This is a genomic window from Patescibacteria group bacterium (genome assembly GCA_038065255.1).
Taxonomy (GTDB): Bacteria; Patescibacteriota; Patescibacteriia; order JACQRZ01; family JACQRZ01; genus JBBTRI01.
Genome location: JBBTRI010000008.1, coordinates 1 through 17,957, shown reverse-complemented (window position 1 = coordinate 17,957; position 17,957 = coordinate 1). Strand labels below are relative to the sequence as shown.

Annotated in this window: 14 protein-coding genes; 9 read left to right on the top strand and 5 right to left on the bottom strand. The window is 45.7% G+C overall.

Going from position 1 to position 17,957, the window contains the following annotated elements:
* Nucleotides 1-183: 183 nt before the first annotated feature.
* From AAB400_02595 to AAB400_02580, 4 genes are read right to left on the bottom strand one after another with little or no spacing between them, the layout of a single operon-like run.
* Nucleotides 184-1,392, bottom strand: a complete 1,209-nt coding sequence (locus AAB400_02595) for a pilin (GenBank protein MEK7648787.1) — start codon at nt 1,390-1,392, stop codon at nt 184-186.
* An 18-nt stretch (nt 1,393-1,410) separates the two neighbouring features.
* A complete protein-coding gene (locus AAB400_02590) occupies nt 1,411-2,664 on the bottom strand; it encodes a hypothetical protein (protein MEK7648786.1) in 1,254 nt (417 codons plus the stop codon).
* An 11-nt stretch (nt 2,665-2,675) separates the two neighbouring features.
* Nucleotides 2,676-3,209: a hypothetical protein gene (locus AAB400_02585; protein MEK7648785.1), complete on the bottom strand. Its 534-nt coding sequence runs from the start codon at nt 3,207-3,209 to the stop codon at nt 2,676-2,678.
* 24 nt (nt 3,210-3,233) lie between these two features.
* Nucleotides 3,234-5,720 (bottom strand): ATP-dependent Clp protease ATP-binding subunit, encoded by a 2,487-nt coding sequence (locus tag AAB400_02580; GenBank protein ID MEK7648784.1) that lies wholly within the window; start codon nt 5,718-5,720, stop codon nt 3,234-3,236.
* Nucleotides 5,721-5,780: 60 nt separating this feature from the next.
* Between AAB400_02580 and AAB400_02575 the strand changes: the two genes are divergently transcribed.
* The 9 genes from AAB400_02575 to AAB400_02535 all read left to right on the top strand — a co-directional run bounded on the left by AAB400_02575 (nt 5,781) and on the right by AAB400_02535 (nt 16,215).
* Nucleotides 5,781-7,787 carry a hypothetical protein gene (locus AAB400_02575; GenBank protein ID MEK7648783.1) on the top strand — a complete coding sequence of 669 codons (2,007 nt, stop codon included), beginning with the start codon at nt 5,781-5,783 and terminating at the stop codon, nt 7,785-7,787.
* A gap of 62 nt (nt 7,788-7,849) precedes the next feature.
* Nucleotides 7,850-8,980 carry a type IV pilus assembly protein PilM gene (gene pilM, locus AAB400_02570; GenBank protein ID MEK7648782.1) on the top strand — a complete coding sequence of 377 codons (1,131 nt, stop codon included), beginning with the start codon at nt 7,850-7,852 and terminating at the stop codon, nt 8,978-8,980.
* A 14-nt stretch (nt 8,981-8,994) separates the two neighbouring features.
* The gene (locus tag AAB400_02565; GenBank protein MEK7648781.1) at nt 8,995-9,684 is read left to right on the top strand and encodes a hypothetical protein; all 690 of its coding nucleotides are present in this window, start codon (nt 8,995-8,997) and stop codon (nt 9,682-9,684) included.
* Nucleotides 9,685-9,688: 4 nt separating this feature from the next.
* Entirely contained in the window at nt 9,689-10,273 is a 585-nt protein-coding gene (locus tag AAB400_02560) for a hypothetical protein (protein MEK7648780.1), read from the top strand.
* A gap of 11 nt (nt 10,274-10,284) precedes the next feature.
* A complete protein-coding gene (locus AAB400_02555; GenBank protein ID MEK7648779.1) occupies nt 10,285-10,602 on the top strand; it encodes a hypothetical protein in 318 nt (105 codons plus the stop codon).
* A 10-nt stretch (nt 10,603-10,612) separates the two neighbouring features.
* The gene (locus AAB400_02550) at nt 10,613-12,361 is read left to right on the top strand and encodes an ATPase, T2SS/T4P/T4SS family (GenBank protein MEK7648778.1); all 1,749 of its coding nucleotides are present in this window, start codon (nt 10,613-10,615) and stop codon (nt 12,359-12,361) included.
* A gap of 93 nt (nt 12,362-12,454) precedes the next feature.
* Nucleotides 12,455-13,537, top strand: a complete 1,083-nt coding sequence (locus AAB400_02545; protein ID MEK7648777.1) for an ATPase, T2SS/T4P/T4SS family — start codon at nt 12,455-12,457, stop codon at nt 13,535-13,537.
* A gap of 8 nt (nt 13,538-13,545) precedes the next feature.
* Nucleotides 13,546-14,928: a glycine--tRNA ligase gene (locus AAB400_02540; GenBank protein MEK7648776.1), complete on the top strand. Its 1,383-nt coding sequence runs from the start codon at nt 13,546-13,548 to the stop codon at nt 14,926-14,928.
* 15 nt (nt 14,929-14,943) lie between these two features.
* Nucleotides 14,944-16,215 (top strand): pitrilysin family protein, encoded by a 1,272-nt coding sequence (locus AAB400_02535; protein ID MEK7648775.1) that lies wholly within the window; start codon nt 14,944-14,946, stop codon nt 16,213-16,215.
* 2 nt (nt 16,216-16,217) lie between these two features.
* Here AAB400_02535 and gpmI read toward each other — a convergent pair whose 3' ends face one another.
* On the bottom strand, nt 16,218-17,801 hold the full coding sequence (gpmI, locus tag AAB400_02530) for a 2,3-bisphosphoglycerate-independent phosphoglycerate mutase (GenBank protein MEK7648774.1): 1,584 nt from the start codon (nt 17,799-17,801) through the stop codon (nt 16,218-16,220).
* Between the last annotated feature and the right edge of the window lie 156 nt (nt 17,802-17,957).

The following is a 17,957-nucleotide window of genomic DNA, read 5'->3' as shown; positions in this document are numbered from 1 at the left end:
CCTGTGCCACTGCAGAGTGTAAGGTCTGTGCCTATTGAGGGGGCGGGGACTTGCAATTTAAGCGTTTGGTCATCGGCGTATACGAAAGATGTGCATATTCCCAGAAACAGAATAGTAATAAAAAACAAAGAAGCAAGTCGCGCTGATTTTTTACAATAACATTGAAATCGCAACATATCTGACTTACGGAACGGGTTGTCCGTTGAAAAGAGTAGGATTTGTTCCGTATCTAAACAAAACACATTTGTCGGGTTGACTGACTGCGTGGGGTATCCACTCGGTCGGCGTTCCAGCCTTAAACCCTCCATGGCCATCAGGTATTGTTACAGAAGGATATGCCGCAGACAAATCTCTTCGTGCGCCGCAGCTTTCTGTCGGCGTTATGACGCTTTGACAAAACCACCAGGATTTATTCGTTCCCGTTGCTCGCGTAGGACCTTTCGCCATACAATCAGCTTGGCTCATGGCAGTGGGTCCTTGGGCAACGGGGAGGTCGACCGCAGCGCCAGACAGATCTTGTCCAGCTTGATAGGTATGATAACAACACGTTCCCTGTGTCGTAGTCGCAACATCCCGAGTGCATTTCTTAGTACCCGAAACATCTTTGCAGATTAACCCATCTGCGCAGTGGTTAGAAATCGTAAGGTCGCATAGTGCGTTCTCCGCTAAGCGGTCTTTACAGGTATTGCTTGGCAAATCGCAGAAATACTGTGAGCCGCATCCGTTTGTTCTGCAATTCGGCGCTCCTGCTGTCTGCACGAGAAATGTACATTTGCAGACAAGCTGTGCTCCTTTGACGCATGCTTCAACAGTCTGATTTACGGTTGTTTCTGACGGAGGCGTGCATGCATCGATTGTGCCGCCGGATGATGTCCATGAGGTACCTTTACCCTCAGCAGTTTTTTTACAGATCTCCTCACATGATTCTGTAAGAGGCACCTTTTCAATTTCAAGCTCTTTACCTTCGATTTTGTCTAATCGCAAGTTAAGCGGCTGGACAAGCTTGGGATTGGTATTCCAAAGAATGGCATAGGAGCCAAACGCAAGCATAAGGCCGATGAGCGTGTTTTTGATAATCTCTTGAGATTTTTTAATCTGTTCCGATTCTCCTCCGGCGGTCAGCCACATGAATCCGGCAATGATAAACATCAGTACCGAAAGCACTACGGCTGCTCGTATAAGCCATTGGTATGCTATGGCAAGGTAAGCGGTTATGTTCTGCCCTCCCGGCTCTTTACTGAATCCCGTAATATCTCCGAGCGGAACCTGAAGCCTTAGGAGAGGCGGTTCTGGAATGGCGCTTGTTGATTCTATGGGCGCGGCAAAGACTGGCAGGGTACAAAAAAACAGGGCGTTCAAAACTACTACACCAATAAGAAAACGTTTCACCATACGTTTTGCCAATTTTAACTACTTCAAATCAATCTTATAAATCTGCCCGGTATCCTTATCGGTAAAGTAGAGGAGTGTTTCGTCTTTTGAAACGACAATGCTGCTAATCGTATGCCGTTCCGATGGTTCAGCTATTTTTGTTTTTGTGCCTGTTGTTAGGTCAAGTTTGTAAATCTCATCTTCCCCTGTATCTCCATAGGATGGCAGAAGCCCTGCGCCCGTGATGAGTTCTTTTGGCACCGCGCAGTAGGCGGTATTGTTGTTCGTAAAGGTGCATTTATGCGCCCATGTTTGCACGGTGATATGCCTTTTATTGTTGCCGATGGATTCGCCAATCGCATCAATAATCCAAAGTTCCGGATTATATTCCGATTGAGTGGTGTAGATGCTATAGAGTATTTTGTCGCCATCCGGTGACCAGATATATTCCAACCCTCTGCCATCGATAATCATGCTTCTGAAATTTTCTTTATTTTTCCCGATGAAAAATATTTTCTGCCTGTTGAAATCCACTCCCTCGCGGAAGGATCCGACAATCTGGTCTGATGGCGACCAACTTGGCGTGAACAACCCCGCTTTGGCGCCTAGGTGTTCGATACCACGCGCGCCGGTACCATCGATATTGGATATGGCGAGCCATTGGTTGTCGGGGTCATCACCAAGGCTTTTGAAGGCAAGCTGGTCTCCTGCGGGTGAAAAGTCGAACGTGTCCCAGTGTTTGGGCAAGACATACGATTTTTTGTTTGTAAAGTCGTAGACAATATTCGAAGTGTCAGGGAATTGAAACACGGCTTTGTCGGCTTGGGGAGAAAATTTTACATTATATGCGCCGGCGAATGACTGGTCAGTAAGCGGTTCAAGAACGCCGTTTGGCGTAACTCGATAGGCTTTGCCCGTGGAAGAATCAAAGGTTACAAGACTCTTTCCGTCAGAGGCTAATCGCGGATTGATGTTTTTGTTTGTCTCGAGAATCGCCATCCTCACCGGTCCCCCTTGAGCTAGCTGGGCAGTTGGCGGAAGTTCCCTGCCTACAACCGGAATGTCGGGGGCAAGGCCAACGGGGGGAGTAGGAGTGGGTGGTGTTGGCGCACCCGGTGGGATAGGGGGGCGATCAGCTCCCGGGACGGTCGGCAGTCCGCCGATAGGCACCGCGGGAACAACGGGCAGCGGAGCCGGTTTTTTGGGAGCGAAAAAGAGGAAGTAGAGAAGGACTGCAAATACGATAACAAGGAGAATAAAACCTAGTATGAGAAGTATGCGTTTCCAATTCATAAAAACTAATGCTAATGTTTACGTTTCAAAATTCTTTTTGCTTTACGTTCATAGAGATGGGCCATAATCAAATCTTTTTCTTTGTGTTCGATGGAAGCAATCCAATGCACCATGACATTAAAGCTGTTGGCGGGAAGCGCTCTGCCCCAGGGAGTGAGCTTGATAACAAATTGCGCTATGCGCAGTAATATGCTATTGGTATCACCTTTCCATACATAGTTTCTTGGCCCCCATACGAAAAGTGCAATAATAAGACCCGGGACCCAACCGGTAAATAGCATGATGATAAACCCTATGATCCCATCAAATAGGTCGGCTCCATCCACAACACTCACAAAACTAAACAAAAATTGAAAGTACGTATCGTCATGTTCCGAGGCGCGATCGCGCCGAAAACGCGCTTCCGCCAGCAATCGCTGTGCCAATCTTCTTTTCCGCGACAGTAAAGCAAGCTTAGCGCTCATGCTCTGCTGTTGCTGCATTTGCTGAAATTGCGCTTGCTGCATCGCCATTTCCTGGTCTTGTACAGCGACTCCTTGTGCCATGTTCCCTCCTTTAATGGTACATGATTATTTCCATTTTGTATAAAGTGCACTCTTTCGCACATCGCAAAGGATTGTTCCGCGCTTGTCGGGATTTCTCAATAGCAGCTCGGCAATTGCATGTTCGACTTCTTGTTCAATGATTGTCCGTAAGTGGCGCGCACCCTGGCTTTCTTGTTGTTGTGCACAGCTGATGATGTGCTGACAGGTTTTTGGCGTCCATGTGACAACAACACCTTGTTCGTTCAGTCGGGTATTGATAGAGCTCATGTGAAGTTGAGCTATCTGCAGTAAATCTTCATTTTTAAGAGGGTCAAACACAACCGTATGGGTAAGTCGACTAAGCAGTTCCGGGCTTAAGCATTCTTTTAATTCTTTTTGAATTGCATCATGGGGGGCGCTATATGTTTTTTCTCGTGAAGACGCAAAGCCCAGGCGCTTATCTTCAGAGAATAGCTTTGCTCCAATATTCGAGGTGAGAATAATAAGTGTATTAGAAAAGTCTACTTTTTTGCCCGCAGCGTCCGTGAGGCAGCCGTCTTCAAGAATCTGGAGAAGAATATTGAGAATGCGCGGGTGGGCTTTTTCTATTTCGTCAAATAACACAAGTGAGTGTGGGTGGGCTTTGACGCTTTCTGTGAGGCGTCCACCTTCTTTGTAGCCGATATATCCCGATGGCGCTCCAATAAGCCGTGAGATAGTAAAGCTTTCGGAAAATTCCGACATATCAAGCTTAACAAGGCCTTGCTTGCCGAACATCAGTCGGGAAAGTTCTTTTGCCAGTTCTGTTTTGCCCACTCCACTGGGGCCCAAGAATAAGAATGATGCTATTGGTCTTCCTGATTGCCGCAAACCGGCTTTTGCTCGTCGCAAAGAGTTTGCTATGAGGCGTTTTGCTTCGAGCTGACCAATAATTTTTTCTGAAAGGAGATCTTCAAGGTTGAGGAGTTCTTCGCGTTCACTGCGGATAAGGGATGAGATGGGTATACCTGTTGTTGAAGAGATAATATCCGCAATCTGTTCGGGGGTAATTCTGCCTATAGTGCGCGTGTCGTGTCCTTCGAGCTGCTTTTGAAGCGTCTGAATTACCATCTGGACTTCCGCTTCTTGAATTTGCACAAAATTGGCGCGCACAAGTTCGTTCTGCGCATAATACGCTTCACGCTGTTTGACCAGTTCACCCGCCTGGAATTCCGCCTGTTCAAGGGATTGGATAAGCGGGTAGCGCGTTGATTCTATTTTTATTTTTGCAGCAGCTTCATCAATAAGGTCCAGTGCCTTATCCGGTAGGTTTTTGTCGGTGATATAGCGATCAGAAAGGTGTACCGATGCTCGAACTGCCTCGGGTGCGACAGATACTCTGTGATACTGTTCATAGTGGGGGACCAAGCCATTGATAATGGCAATTGATTCTTCCAAAGAGGGTTGTTCAATGAGTATCGGCTGAAATCTGCGTTCGAGTGCGGGGTCTTCCTCAATGTATTTCTTATATTCCTGCGGTGTGGTGGCTCCAATACAGCGCAGTTCGCCCCGTGCAAGCGCTGGTTTCAGAATATTTGCCGCATCAAGCGCGCCATTTGATGATCCTGCGCCCACAAGGTTGTGTATTTCATCGATAAACAGTATGACGTTTTCATCTTGCTTCACGTCATCCAAAAGCTGCTTAAACCTCATTTCAAGTTCGCCGCGGAAGGCGCTGCCGGCAACAAGTGATGTTAAGTTGAGAGAACAGATTTTTTTGGAACGGAATACCGACGGTACATTTCCTTCTGCAATGCGCTTGGCAAGTCCCTCAACGATGGCTGTCTTTCCCACGCCGGGTGCGCCGACGAGGATGGGATTGTTTTTAGTGCGGCGCGCCAAGATGCGCATAAGCCGATCAATTTCACGTTCGCGGCCGATAACGGGGTCAATGAGTGCTGCCTGGTGTTTATCGGTCAGTTGAATGGAAAAATATTCAAGCGCAGTAATCCTTCTTGCCTTTGCAGGCTGCTGGGTATCGTGGTTGTGCTGGGAATTTTCCTGCTGAGCGGTCGAAGGGCTTTCTGCTTGAGGCATGAAATAGTCGAGTAAATCGCCGATTGTTGCCGAGTTTTTTAAAAGTGATTCAAGGTGCGTATACACCCTTTGCGGATCGATTTGGTATTCTTTGAGAATGCTCTGAATATGCTCGTCTTTACTGGAAAGAAGGCTCATGAACAAATGAGGGATATCAACAAGGGTGTGGTGGAAATTGTAGGCAAGCGTTGCAGCACTTTCTAGGATTTTGCGACTTTTGATAGAGAGGTCGATGCGGCTTTTGGGCAGATGTACAGCGGGAAGGTCGGTATTTCGCAGTACAAGATGCGTAATAAAAATTTCTGCTTCGTTGGTGATACCAAAAAACAAATGCGAAGGTTCTATTTTGCGTTTTCCTTGCGCTGCGGCAATTTGGGCAGCCTGAACAAGAACTCTGTGCAAGTGAGTAGTCGATTGTTCAATGAGTTCCTGTATGCCGAGTGTAGTGTCTTCCATAAAAGTAGGATATACTATAAAGAGGGAAAAATCAAGTTAGTCATAACCATTCTGACCGCCATGCGGACAAAGATACTTTTTTTCATAAGCATAGCAACGCTTAGCATTTTTTTGATATCCCTGGCTCTGTATAGTGGCAGGCCGGTTGTTGCTGAAGATGATGGTTGTATACCCGGCAGTGATTCTGTAAAGCTTGGCGGAAAAGCGTGGAATTCCACCATGGGCTGGATTGCACAACATTTTGATATCAATCTTGGAAGTACGAGGCGTTCGTGCGGGCTTGGTTTGAAGTATGTGCGAAAGGGTTCTCCTCTCGGGAATGTGACAGGCTGGTCGTGGTCGCGCTTTGGCTATATCTGCTGGGGGAAAACCTGTAAAGATCGCGGAGGGTTTAATAATGCGCCAGATGGCACTACCCCCTATGTACAAGTTTACAAAGATCCAAGTCCGACCGAATGTGCCGCTAAAGCGAGAGAACAAGCGAAGAAAAATGACGATTTGCGCAAAGAAATCGAAGCTGAGTGCAATAAGACCGCAGCAAACAAAGTAAAGGGTTGGATAAAAATACTATCGCTTGAAGGTAAAAAAGACGACAATGGCTGGGTGTGCCTTTCCCCTGACACCTGGACTGCGGCATCAGACCAGAAGACAGGATGCGATACAAAGGAAGGGGATCAGCGGAAAATTGAGTATGGTCTTCTCTACGACCCTGCGAAGAATGAGTTTAAGGGTAAGGCATGGAATGCGACGGTTGGCTGGATTGTATTCAGTGGCAGTACGATTGCCGAAGCAGACAGAGCAATTTGCGAAAGCAAGGCTGATGGAATCATTGCTTTGGATCCAACCCAGAATCGTGATGCGCTAATCGTGCTTTGCATTGAAGATATTAATAATTTTAGTTTTAATCGCGCAAAGCAAGCGTCGAGATGGAAAACATCCTATGTCGGCCCCGGCATTCGAGTAAGCGGAGGAAATGCGTATAGTCTATCCGGTTTTGGAAGTGGGAGTGAAAATAATGTTTCAACGGTTGATTATCTTCTATATACTCCCAAAAAAAATGCCGGTTGGCAGGAATTATGCCGTGATTTGAGCTCTGCCGCATGCAAGCAATTTTCTAAAAAAATAAAAGAAGATACCGACGACGACGATGACGACGACGAGAGAGAGTCGAAACAGCTGAAAAAACACCGTAGAACAAAAAAATTACCACCAACTTCCTCCGAAGACGATACTACCAAGACCGAAATAACACAGCCTGTCTTAAAGCGACAGGAGGGCGCGGATGCGTCATCTGCAGTGTTGCGCAGCTCCATAGGGTCTCTTGATATTGGAAAGCTTATCAAAAGAAATAGTGCAAACAAAAACTCCTACGGTAACCCGGTAAAGGTGCTCGAAAATGCAAACGTGGAAATAACCGACGCGATTCTCGATGGCGGGAACGGCTGCAACCTTATTGGTGGCATTCAACATTGCAATGCGCTTTCCAATACTGTTGTTGTCATAAACAATAAGGATTTCCATGTTACCAATCCCATGAAATTTCTTAATATCGCCGATGCGGCTCAAGGAAAGGGGGGTGTTACGTTTGTTGTTAACGGAGGTAATCTCAAGATAGATTCCAGCCTCTACTACGAATCATCGCAAGTTAATCAGCTTACTAAGCTTGCTTCTGTTGCATGGATTGTCCTTAAAAAAAGCGATGATACTACAGGTGTAACGGGGAATATCTTTTTTTCCGATTGCATGAGTAAAAGTATTAATCAATATACATCTCAAGCTGTCGGTGTTTTCTTTGCCGAGAATAAAATGTATACGGGCACCGGAAAGTACGAAACGGTACGCAGTGTTTCTGGTGCGATAACGAGCAATGGAAATGATTGTTCCTTTGCGGCAGACGGAGCACTGCCACTTCTGATCAATGGCATGATGATTGCAAAAGGGTTTGTTTTCGAGCGAGTTTATGAAGGCGACGGGTCGGAGGAAATCAGCTATGACGGCAGGCTTCTTGTGAGTATGCCCCCGGGATTATCGGATGTGATGAAAAAAATGCCCACATGGTCGCCGTAGCGTACGAGATATGGTATACTTATGATAGGAGCGCATGAACGTTATTTTTGATTTTAACCACAATGGGATTGTTCGGAAAAAAAGAAGTAAGTGTTATCGGAGTTGATATTGGCACGTCAAGTATCAAGCTTATCGAGCTGCGGAAAAAAGAAGGCGTAGCTGAGCTTGTTACCTATGGGTTTGTAGACCATTTCGAAGGGGAGATATTGGGTATTGAGCGGCAGGATACGACAGCGATAGCACATTTCATTAATCAAATCTTTCAAAAAAGCCAGTGTAGCACTGCTTCTGCTATTGCCGCCCTGCCGACGTATTCTGTTTTTACATCACTTATGACACTGCCGGCGATGAAGAAAGAAGAGCTTGCCTCCGCAATCCATTGGGAGGCGAAGAAAATCATCCCGCTGCCGCTTGAAGAAATTGTTCTTGATTACCGCATACTCAATGCGCCCCCCAAAAAAGGCGGGTTTGGGATTTCTATCGGGAAGAAAAAAAAGGAAGAATCAAAAGAACCTGAAGAACAACCGCAATACAAGATATTAGTAACGGGAGCATCACGGGAAATGGTTAATAGGTATACTGAGATCTTTCAGAAAAGCGGACTTACGCTGAAAAGTCTTGAAACGGAAATGTTTGCAATAGCACGGGCGTTGGTGGGTGACGATACTGGCGAGCATATGATTGTAGAGATTGGTGCAGCAACGACAGATCTCATTATTGTGGAAAATGCCGTTCCCTTTCTGGGACGCAGTATTGAATCGGGAGGGTATGCCATGACACGAGCCATTATGAATAGCCTCAATATCAACCAAAAAAGAGCAGAACAGCTTAAAAGGGATATAGGACTCCTGTCGTATGATGAATCTTCTGGCGCGGGAGGCGTACCGGATATTTTAAAAAGCAGTATTGAACCGATTCTTCACGAAATCCGTTACACGCTCGACTTGTATCGAGATCATGCAGTCAAGCCATCCGACAAAGCAACAGGAGCCATTGAAAAGATTATTTTAACCGGAGGTACGGCATTATTGCCGGGTATTGCTGATTATTTCTCAAAAGTTCTTGATATGCGCGTGGTGTTGGGAGATCCATGGGAGCGTGTGCATTTTCAACAGGATCTTAAGCCGTTATTGGCAACAATCGGACCGAAATTTTCCGTATCAATCGGTCTTGCGCTCCGTGAAGTACTTTAGCATAAATACTACCTATGCCTGAAGATGTAAATTTTCTTAACCTTGCGCTAACGCCGAAGCGCGATGAAGAGAAAGAAAAAAAAGAGAAGAAAGCGAAACGGCCGGACGGCAAGTCTGCAGTAACGGTGAATTTGGCGACCAAAGAAATCATGAAGGAAGCAGCCAAAAAGATTGAAAAAAAGAGTATTAAGACCGTTACTATCAGTGTGGTAGCCGCATTGGCGCTTGCAGCGCTTTCCTATGGGGGAGTGCTTATTTATGGTCAGTTGCAAAAGCGGACATTTGAAACGGTTACAAGTCCCCTGCCCGATGTTGAAAAAGAAATTAGCAAACTTGAAAGCAGGTCGAAAGAGCTTATTGCATTCCAGTCAAAGCTTGTTGCTATTAAATCATTGTTCGATGAACACCTGTATTGGTCCGATGTGTTCAAAAAAATCGAGAATGCTACACTGCCCGAAGTCTCTTATATCAATATTTCTATAGCTCCCAATATGTCGATAAGCGTGAATGGTGTGGCGAGAGATTATACGACGCTTGGAAGGCAACTTATGTCGTTTACCCGATCAAAAGAATTTATCAGTGGCGCAGAAATATCTAATGCTTCCGCCGTTCTTGATTCGGAAGGAAAAATTAGCGGTGTAAATTTTTCTATGAATTTAGTGCTTCAAAAAAATGCTGCGCAACGAATTTCCACTAACAGATGATTTTATGGCAGGAGAAAAAAAACAACTTATCAATCCAGCTGCGACAGTTCTTGGCAAGGTGATGCCTGTTGTTATTGTTATTATTTTTGCAAGTATCTTGGCGCCGACGTATTTCTTTCTGCTTAAACCAGAATTAAACAAATACCTTCCCGGAGGAGGCAGTAATATCGACACAGCTCGAGAGCTTTTGGATAAAAGGAAAATCTATGCAGCACAGCTCCGTCCCCTTGAAGACTTGTATGATGAATATGGCAACGGATCGCAATCCAATATTATTGATACCATAGTGCCGTCAGGTCTTGACATTCCGACTATTTATGCTATCTTCGAACGTTTTGGCCGTGAGATGAATGTTGGTGTGCAATCTATTGATATCGGAAATCTTGAAAGCGCGTCGTCGTCAGTACAGGGCGTCAAATCATCCATCATCAGCATGAAGATGTCGGGAGTGGGATATGAAAAAATGAAAGAGATACTCCATTATTTGGAAGTGTCAATGCGCTTGACAGATGTGACAACAGTTGACTTCGATCCTCGCGGAAAGTTTCTAAGCCTTACGATGAGGGTCTATTATAATGAAACGAAGTAATAAAACAAGCTATGCCATTTGAAGAAAAAAAAGTCGAAGGTACTAAAGAAACCCACAAAGGAAAACGTCTTACGCGCGATCAGTTTCTTATTGTCGTTTCCCTGATAAGCATAGCCGCAACTGTTGCAGTACTTTTTATGATCGTGAAGAAAAATGCCCCACCGCAAGTGGTAGTGGGTGAAATGGAGCAAAAAGCGAAAGTCATTATCAAAAAAGTCGATTGGAGGAAATCACTTATTGACACCGAGTTGTTTCAACAGTTGAAAAACCCTCTTCCCACTCCTATTGACGTGGGAGTGGTAGGCAATCCAAAACCTTTTAGCGAATAATTTCTATTGTGTGCCGCTTATAACACCATTCAATCAAAGCCAACAGAAGCTCTTTCAGTTCCTTTTGGAAAAGAAGGCAGTTGCGGGTGACAAAATCCAAATTATTCTTGATGAGGCGCGAAAAAGCCACACTGATCCGGAAGAATTACTTGTCAAACGCGGCCTTTTGAGCGCGAAAGACCTTGCGGCAGCTAAAGGCGAGCTCTATGGGTTGCCGTTCATTGATTTGGAAAAAGAAAAAGTATCATTTGAGATTTTATCAACTATTCCCCAGACTGTTGCCGAAAACTATTCCCTTGTCTTATTTGAAAAGAAAGATAAGGAGGTTAAGATTGCGCTTGTTGATCCCAGTGATTTTCGTGCGTTGGAAGCTATTGATTTCTGGGTAAAAAGCGAAGGGTATAAACACAAGCTCTATATCACGACGCTTGCGGGATACCGCAATGTATTGCGCGGATATGTCGAGTTCAAACACGAAGTAGCAACTGCTCTCAAAACGCTCGAAACGGAAAAAGTGGTTGTGGCAAAACGCCCTCGCCTTTCTGAAATTATCCGCAAGGCTCCCATCGCACAGATTGTTGCATCTATCATTCAGGAGGCAGTAAGTGTGGGAACATCAGATATCCATATTGAGCCGGCTCAAGATGAATCACGGATTCGTTTCCGTATCGATGGCGTACTACAGACTTTTTTGACATTATCGGCAACACACCATGCCAATATTGTTGCGCGCATTAAGGTGCTTGCACAATTGAAAATCGATGAAACGCGCATTCCGCAAGACGGCCGCATCCGTTTTGTCGCCTACGGTGAAGATGTGAATCTTCGCGTTTCCACGCTGCCCATGCTTGGCATGCATGAGAAGGTTGTGATGCGTATCCTGCCTACAACAGAAAAAGTATTTACTCCCGAGGAACTTGGTTTTTGGCAGCATCCGTTGGATGCGCTTAAGAAAATTATGGAACGTCCAAGCGGCGTGGTGCTTGTAAGCGGACCGACTGGATCCGGCAAATCAACGACGCTTTTTGCAGTGCTTTCGGCGCTCAATAAAGAAGGCGTTAACATTACAACACTGGAAGATCCGGTTGAATATTTTATGAAAGGCGTCAATCAAGTCCAGATCAACACGGAAGTCGGCCTTACGTTTGCGGGAGGCCTGCGCGCTATCTTGCGCCAAGATCCGAATATCGTGATGGTCGGTGAAATTCGCGATCGTGAAACCGCGGAACTTGCAACTCAAGCTGCTCTTACCGGACACTTTATGCTTTCCACTATTCATGCCAAAGATGTCCTTGGGGTTATCCCTCGCCTTATTGATATGGGTGTAGAGCCGTTTTTGATCGCAGCTTCATTGAATACCATTTTTGCCCAACGGTTGGTGAGAAAGCTCTGTCAAGAATGCAAAAAGGCTGCTGATTTACCCCCACATCTTGAGAAAGAATTCCGGACAGAAATAGAAGCAATTACTTCAAAAGATATTCTTACTGATATTCCTTTAGGGGCATCGTTGCAATTTTACCGCCCTGGCGGATGCGACAAATGCAAGAATAGCGGTTATAAGGGTCGGACGGTTGTGTCAGAGGTGCTTGGTATGTCCCCCCAACTTGAAGAATTGATGGGTAGGAAATTTTCTGTTGACGAACTTCAAAAAGAAATGAAGCGGCAGGGACATGTGACATTCAAACAAGACGCGATTCTCAAAGGCCTTAGGGGGTTTACAAGTATTGAAGAAATCTTGCGCATCAGCCGAGGGGATTGACCTCTTGCGTGGCTTCGATTCGCATGGTAGGTTTAGAAGTGTTATTCCAATCGAAAGGTGGGAATCCTCTTTAATGCACATTACGTACTGACAATGGACACAGCGCAAACATTAGCATTCCGAAAACTCTTAACGGAAAGCATAAAGAAAGAAGCAAGCGACCTTCATATTAGTGTTGGTTCGCGGCCAATGATCCGTATTGATGGCTCACTCCATGATATGGAAGAAGAAGACATTTTTACTGAAGATTCAATTAAATCAATTGTTGAGTCGGTGCTTTCTGCTGCCGAACGCGAGAGCCTGGAGCAGAAACGCGATTATGTCCTGGTAAAAGTGTTCGACAATAAAATCAGAACGAAAATCCATTTTTTTTATCAAGAAGGTTTTTTGACACTCTCGATTCGCTTTCTTTCGTTGAACCCCGTGACTCTCCATGAGCTTAATATGCCGCAGGTTATTACAAAACTTTCGGCATTAACGCATGGGCTCATCATTGTGGCAGGGCGGTATGGTTCGGGTAGGACTACGCTTGCCGTATCGCTTTTGGAGGAAATCAACCGTACGCGCGTGGAGCATATTCTTACGCTTGAGCGGCCGATTGAATATAATCTTGTGAGCAACAAAAGCATTGTCGATCAGCAGGAGGTTGGCCGCGATGTAAAAAGCTTTGAAGACGGACTCGCAAGCCTTGACGATGAGGATGTTGACGTACTACTTGTGAGCGAACTCTCATCCGCTGAATGTACGCGCTCGGTGCTGGAGCATGCAAATGCCGGCATGCTTGTGATTGTCATTATTGATACCGATTCGGCAAATCGCGCAATTGAGCGCCTCATTGCGATGTTCCCCGTCCAAGAGCAGGATTATGCGCGCCAGTTGGTCACGGGTACATTGCAAGCTGTTGTCGTACAAGCGCTGGTGCCGCAGATGGGCGGCGGGCGTATTCCTGTCCATGAAATACTCCTCAATAATGCTTCAGTACGATCATTTATTCTTTCTAATCGTTTGCAGCAGCTTGGCAATGTCATTGCGTCTTCTCGGGCGGAAGGTATGCTGAGTTTTGATACTGAACTCGCTTCCCTCGTGCGCAGTCAAAAAGTATCGCTTGAACATGCGCAAGAGATCGCGCGAAGCAGAGATGTTTTTGACAGTTTGGTAAAGGGATATATTAAATAATACGATGTATGGTAGAAAACATGGATGCGCTTATTTCACTTTGCAAACGGAGGGGTTTTGTATTTCCGGGCAGCGAGATTTATGGAGGACTTGCGAATGCATGGGATTACGGCCCTCTTGGCGTAGAGCTGGAAAACAATATTAAACAATTGTGGTGGAAGCGATTTGTTCAGGGACGCGATGATGTTGTCGGTGTGGATTCGGCACTTATCATGAACCCGAAGGTTTGGGAGGCTTCGGGACATATTGCAACATTTAATGATCCGCTTGTTGAGGATAAAAAAACGCATGAACGCTTTCGACTTGACCACCTTCTCGAAGAGCATGGTGTTGCAGTATCGGGCATGACGTTTGAACAGATGTCGAGTAAGGTGCAGGAGTTGGGTTTAAAATCGCCTGCGGGTAACGAACTGACGGAGCCGAAACAGTTCAATATGATGTTTCGCACGCATCTGGGGCCCGTAGAGGATAGAGATAATGTGGTCTACTTGCGCCCGGAAACAGCCCAGGGGCAATTTGTGGATTTTAAAATTATTCAAGAACAGATGCGCCTGCGGCTTCCCTTTGGCATTGCGCAAATCGGCAAGGCATTTCGCAATGAGATTACGCCGGGTAATTTTATTTTCCGTACGCGTGAATTTGAACAAATGGAAATAGAGTATTTTGTACACCCGAACGATTGGCAGAAATGGTTTGATTTCTGGCTTGATTTGCAAAAGCAATGGTGCAAAGACGTAGGACTGCCGGAAAGTGCAACAAAATTTGTTGAGATTGCCGAATCTGATCGCGCGCATTATTCAAAACGCAGCGTTGATACCGAGTTTGTATTTCCATTCGGACAGAAGGAATTATACGGATTGGCCTATCGAACCGATCATGATCTTTCAAGCCATGCAAAATTGTCCGGTAAAGATATGTCGTATCGCGATCCGATTACAAATGAAGTATTTGTCCCACACTGCATCGAGCCAACATGGGGTGTGAATCGTACGGTGCTCGCAGTGCTCTGTTCGGCGTATGAAGAAGTGGACGCTCGAAGCGGTGATGATGGGGCCGTCCATGAAAAAGAAGTGGTCCTCCGCTTACCCAAGAGCCTTGCTCCGATTAAAGTTGCGGTGCTGCCGCTCTCGAAAAAAGAACCACTTGCAACAAAAGCCCGCGAGATTGCAACTTCTCTCAAAAAGAATTGGATGTGCCAGTATGATGAGACGGGTTCGATAGGCAAGCGCTATCGTCGGCAAGACGAAGTCGGCACGCCCTATTGTCTTACGGTTGACTTTGATTCGCTGGAGGATCAGAAGGTAACCGTGCGTGATCGCGATACTATGGGTCAAGAGCGCATCGGCATCGCAGATCTCACGCCATATTTTGCAGGATTATTAGGATATTAATTTTTTTGTACCTTTATGAATATAAAGCATCGTCTTTCCAATAACGTCCGTGTTCTTCTTTCTCCCCTCAAAGACACACAAACAGTTACCGTGTTGGTTATTTTTGCGGTTGGATCCCGCTATGAGCAGAAACGGATAAACGGCATTTCGCATTTTATTGAGCACATGATGTTCAAGGGTACGAAAAAACGCCCCAATTCGTTAGCGATTTCCAAGGAGCTTGATGCAACGGGCGCATCATATAATGCGTATACGTCAAAAGATGTTACCGGATACTGGGTGAAGATCAGCGCGGATAAGCTTGAACTTGCTCTCGACATTGTCTCTGATATGCTCTACAACTCAAAATTCGATGCAAAAGAAATCACACGCGAAAAAACAGTGATCTGTGAAGAATTGCGCATGTATCGTGATAACCCCGTCATGCACATCGACACTGTGTTAGAGCAACTCATGTTTGAGGGTTCAAGCTTGGGGTGGGATATCGGCGGGGAAGACCCCATTATCATGGCGTTAAATCGCAAAGATATGGTGGAGTTTCGTGATGCGCATTATTCCGGCGGAAATGTGGTTGTTGGTATTGCCGGTAATGTTGATGAACAAAAAGCATTGTCGCTATCAAAAAAATATTTTGGAAAAGCATTCAAAAAAGAAGGAGAAGCCGCATTTGAAGTATATTCCCGATTGCAAGCGTCAAGGGCGAAAGCGATTATCTACCACAAAGAAACGGAACAGATTCAACTTATGCTCGGCTTTCATGCCTACCCCTATGGACATGTCGATCGGGAAGCAGTTGAATTGCTTGCAACGATTCTTGGCGGCACCATGAGCTCGCGCCTGTTTATTTCCATACGGGAAAAGCATGGTCTTTGTTATTCAATTCACGCGAGCCACGAGAGCTATCATGACACGGGCGTATTTTCCGTGCAATCGGGATTGGATAAATCGCGGCTTGAAAAAGCAATCCCTCTTATTCTTGCCGAACTCAAAAAAGTCCGAGAAAGAGGTGTGACAGCTCAGGAGCTGAAGCGCAGTAAGGATTATAAAAAAGGAAAGCTCGCCATCAGCTTTGAAGATTCTTCGAATGTCGTGTCGTGGTATGCGCGCCAGGAAGTGCTTACTGGCGCGACACTTACACCGGAACAAAAATTAAAGCTTTTCAATAAGGTTACCCAGAAAGATATCATGCGTGTTGCAAAGAATCTGTTTCAGACAGGAAATATTAATCTCGCACTGATCGGACCGTATAGGGATGCAGCACCGTTCGAGAAGCTATTGAAGTTGTAATTTTACATCAAATCGTTCAGTAAGCTTCGACCAGTCATTTCCGGCGAAGCTTTCAGTTTGATGAGATCGAGCATGGTTGGCGCAACATCAGCCAAGATGCCAATCACATTTACTTCATGCCTGAGCATCTCTACTTCTTCAGGTGTTCTGTCTTTTCGTCTGCTTTCATCGATAAAATAGAACGGCACAGGCGTGGTTGAGTGTTCTTTGTCCACGCGCCCCGTGACCATATCGACAAGTCCTTCGGCGTTTCCGTGGTCAGCCGTGATCATGGTAATCCCACCTACTTTTTTGTTTGCTTCTACGACCTTACCAACACATTCATCTATGACTTCAACTGCTTTGACCGTCGCTTCGAGATTTCCTGTATGTCCAACCATATCGGGATTAGCAAAATTCACAAGGCAGAAATCGTATTTCTTTTTTTTGATGGCGTCAACGAGCTTGTCTGCAACTTCGTAGGCGCTCATTTCTGGTTTGAGGTCATACGTTTTTACTTTCGGAGAGGGGACGAGGATGCGATCTTCGCCGGGATATGTTTTTTCTTCTCCTCCATTGAAAAAGTAGGTAACGTGGGCGTATTTTTCCGATTCTGCGATGCGGAGCTGTTTCATGCCTTGTTCGGCCAAGATCGCGCCAAATGGTTTTTGGATATGCTGGGGCGGGAAGGCAACATGGGATGGGAGTCCTTCTTCGTATTCTGTCATGGTGGCGAAAAATATATTGCCAGGGCGTTTCTCGCGCTTAAATCCATCGAAGGAGTCCCCAACACCGATGGCTCTAGCAATCTGGCGTGCGCGGTCTTCGCGGAAGTTTGAAAAGATCACTGCGTCGTTATCTTGAATCAGCGCGATTGGATTTTTCTTACGATCGATGATGCAGACCGGTTCAAACATTTCATCATCGATTTTTTTTGCATATGCGTCTTTGAGGGCAGCGATCGGATCCGTGCTCTGAGATCCTGTGCCAAGCATGATGAGGTCATACGCGCGTTGCGTGCGATCCCATGCATTGTTACGATCCATGGCGTAGTAGCGGCCACAGAGTGTTGCGATAGTGCCGGTTTTCAATTCTTTCATTGTTTTTTGCAAATCCTGGATAAATCCCACACCGGCTTGCGGAGCAGAGTCGCGTCCATCGGTGATCGCGTGCACAAACACATCTTTGATTTTCTGTTCTTTAACCAAGCGAAGCAGGGCTTTCATGTGTTCAATATGCCCATGCACTCCGCCGGTGCTGGTAATACCCAAGATATGCAGGCGAGATTTGTTTTTTTTCACGTGTTCAGCCGCCTGGACAAAAATTTCATTTTTATAAAACGTTTTATTCTCGATAGAGATGCCGATTCTCGGCAGACTCTGATAGACGACAAGCCCGGCGCCGAGATTCAAATGGCCCACTTCGGAATTTCCCACTTCGCCCCAGGGCAACCCAACGGCGACGCCCGATGCATCAAGTATTCCATAGGGGTAGTGCGCAAGCAGGTCATCCATGACCGGCTTTTTTGCCATGGCGATTGGATTTTTATCATCGATTGGGCTAATACCGAATCCGTCGAGAGAGATAAGGACAAGAGGTTGGAGCATAAAAAATTGCTATTACATTACACTAAGAATACCATATTGCTTTAACATCAACAATGAAGTGTCAACATTTTGCAAACTTTAACTTTTCTTGACAAAGGTTCAACCTTTGTTAAACTTGTATATAAGCATTGAAATTCTTAAGTATCATATATTTTT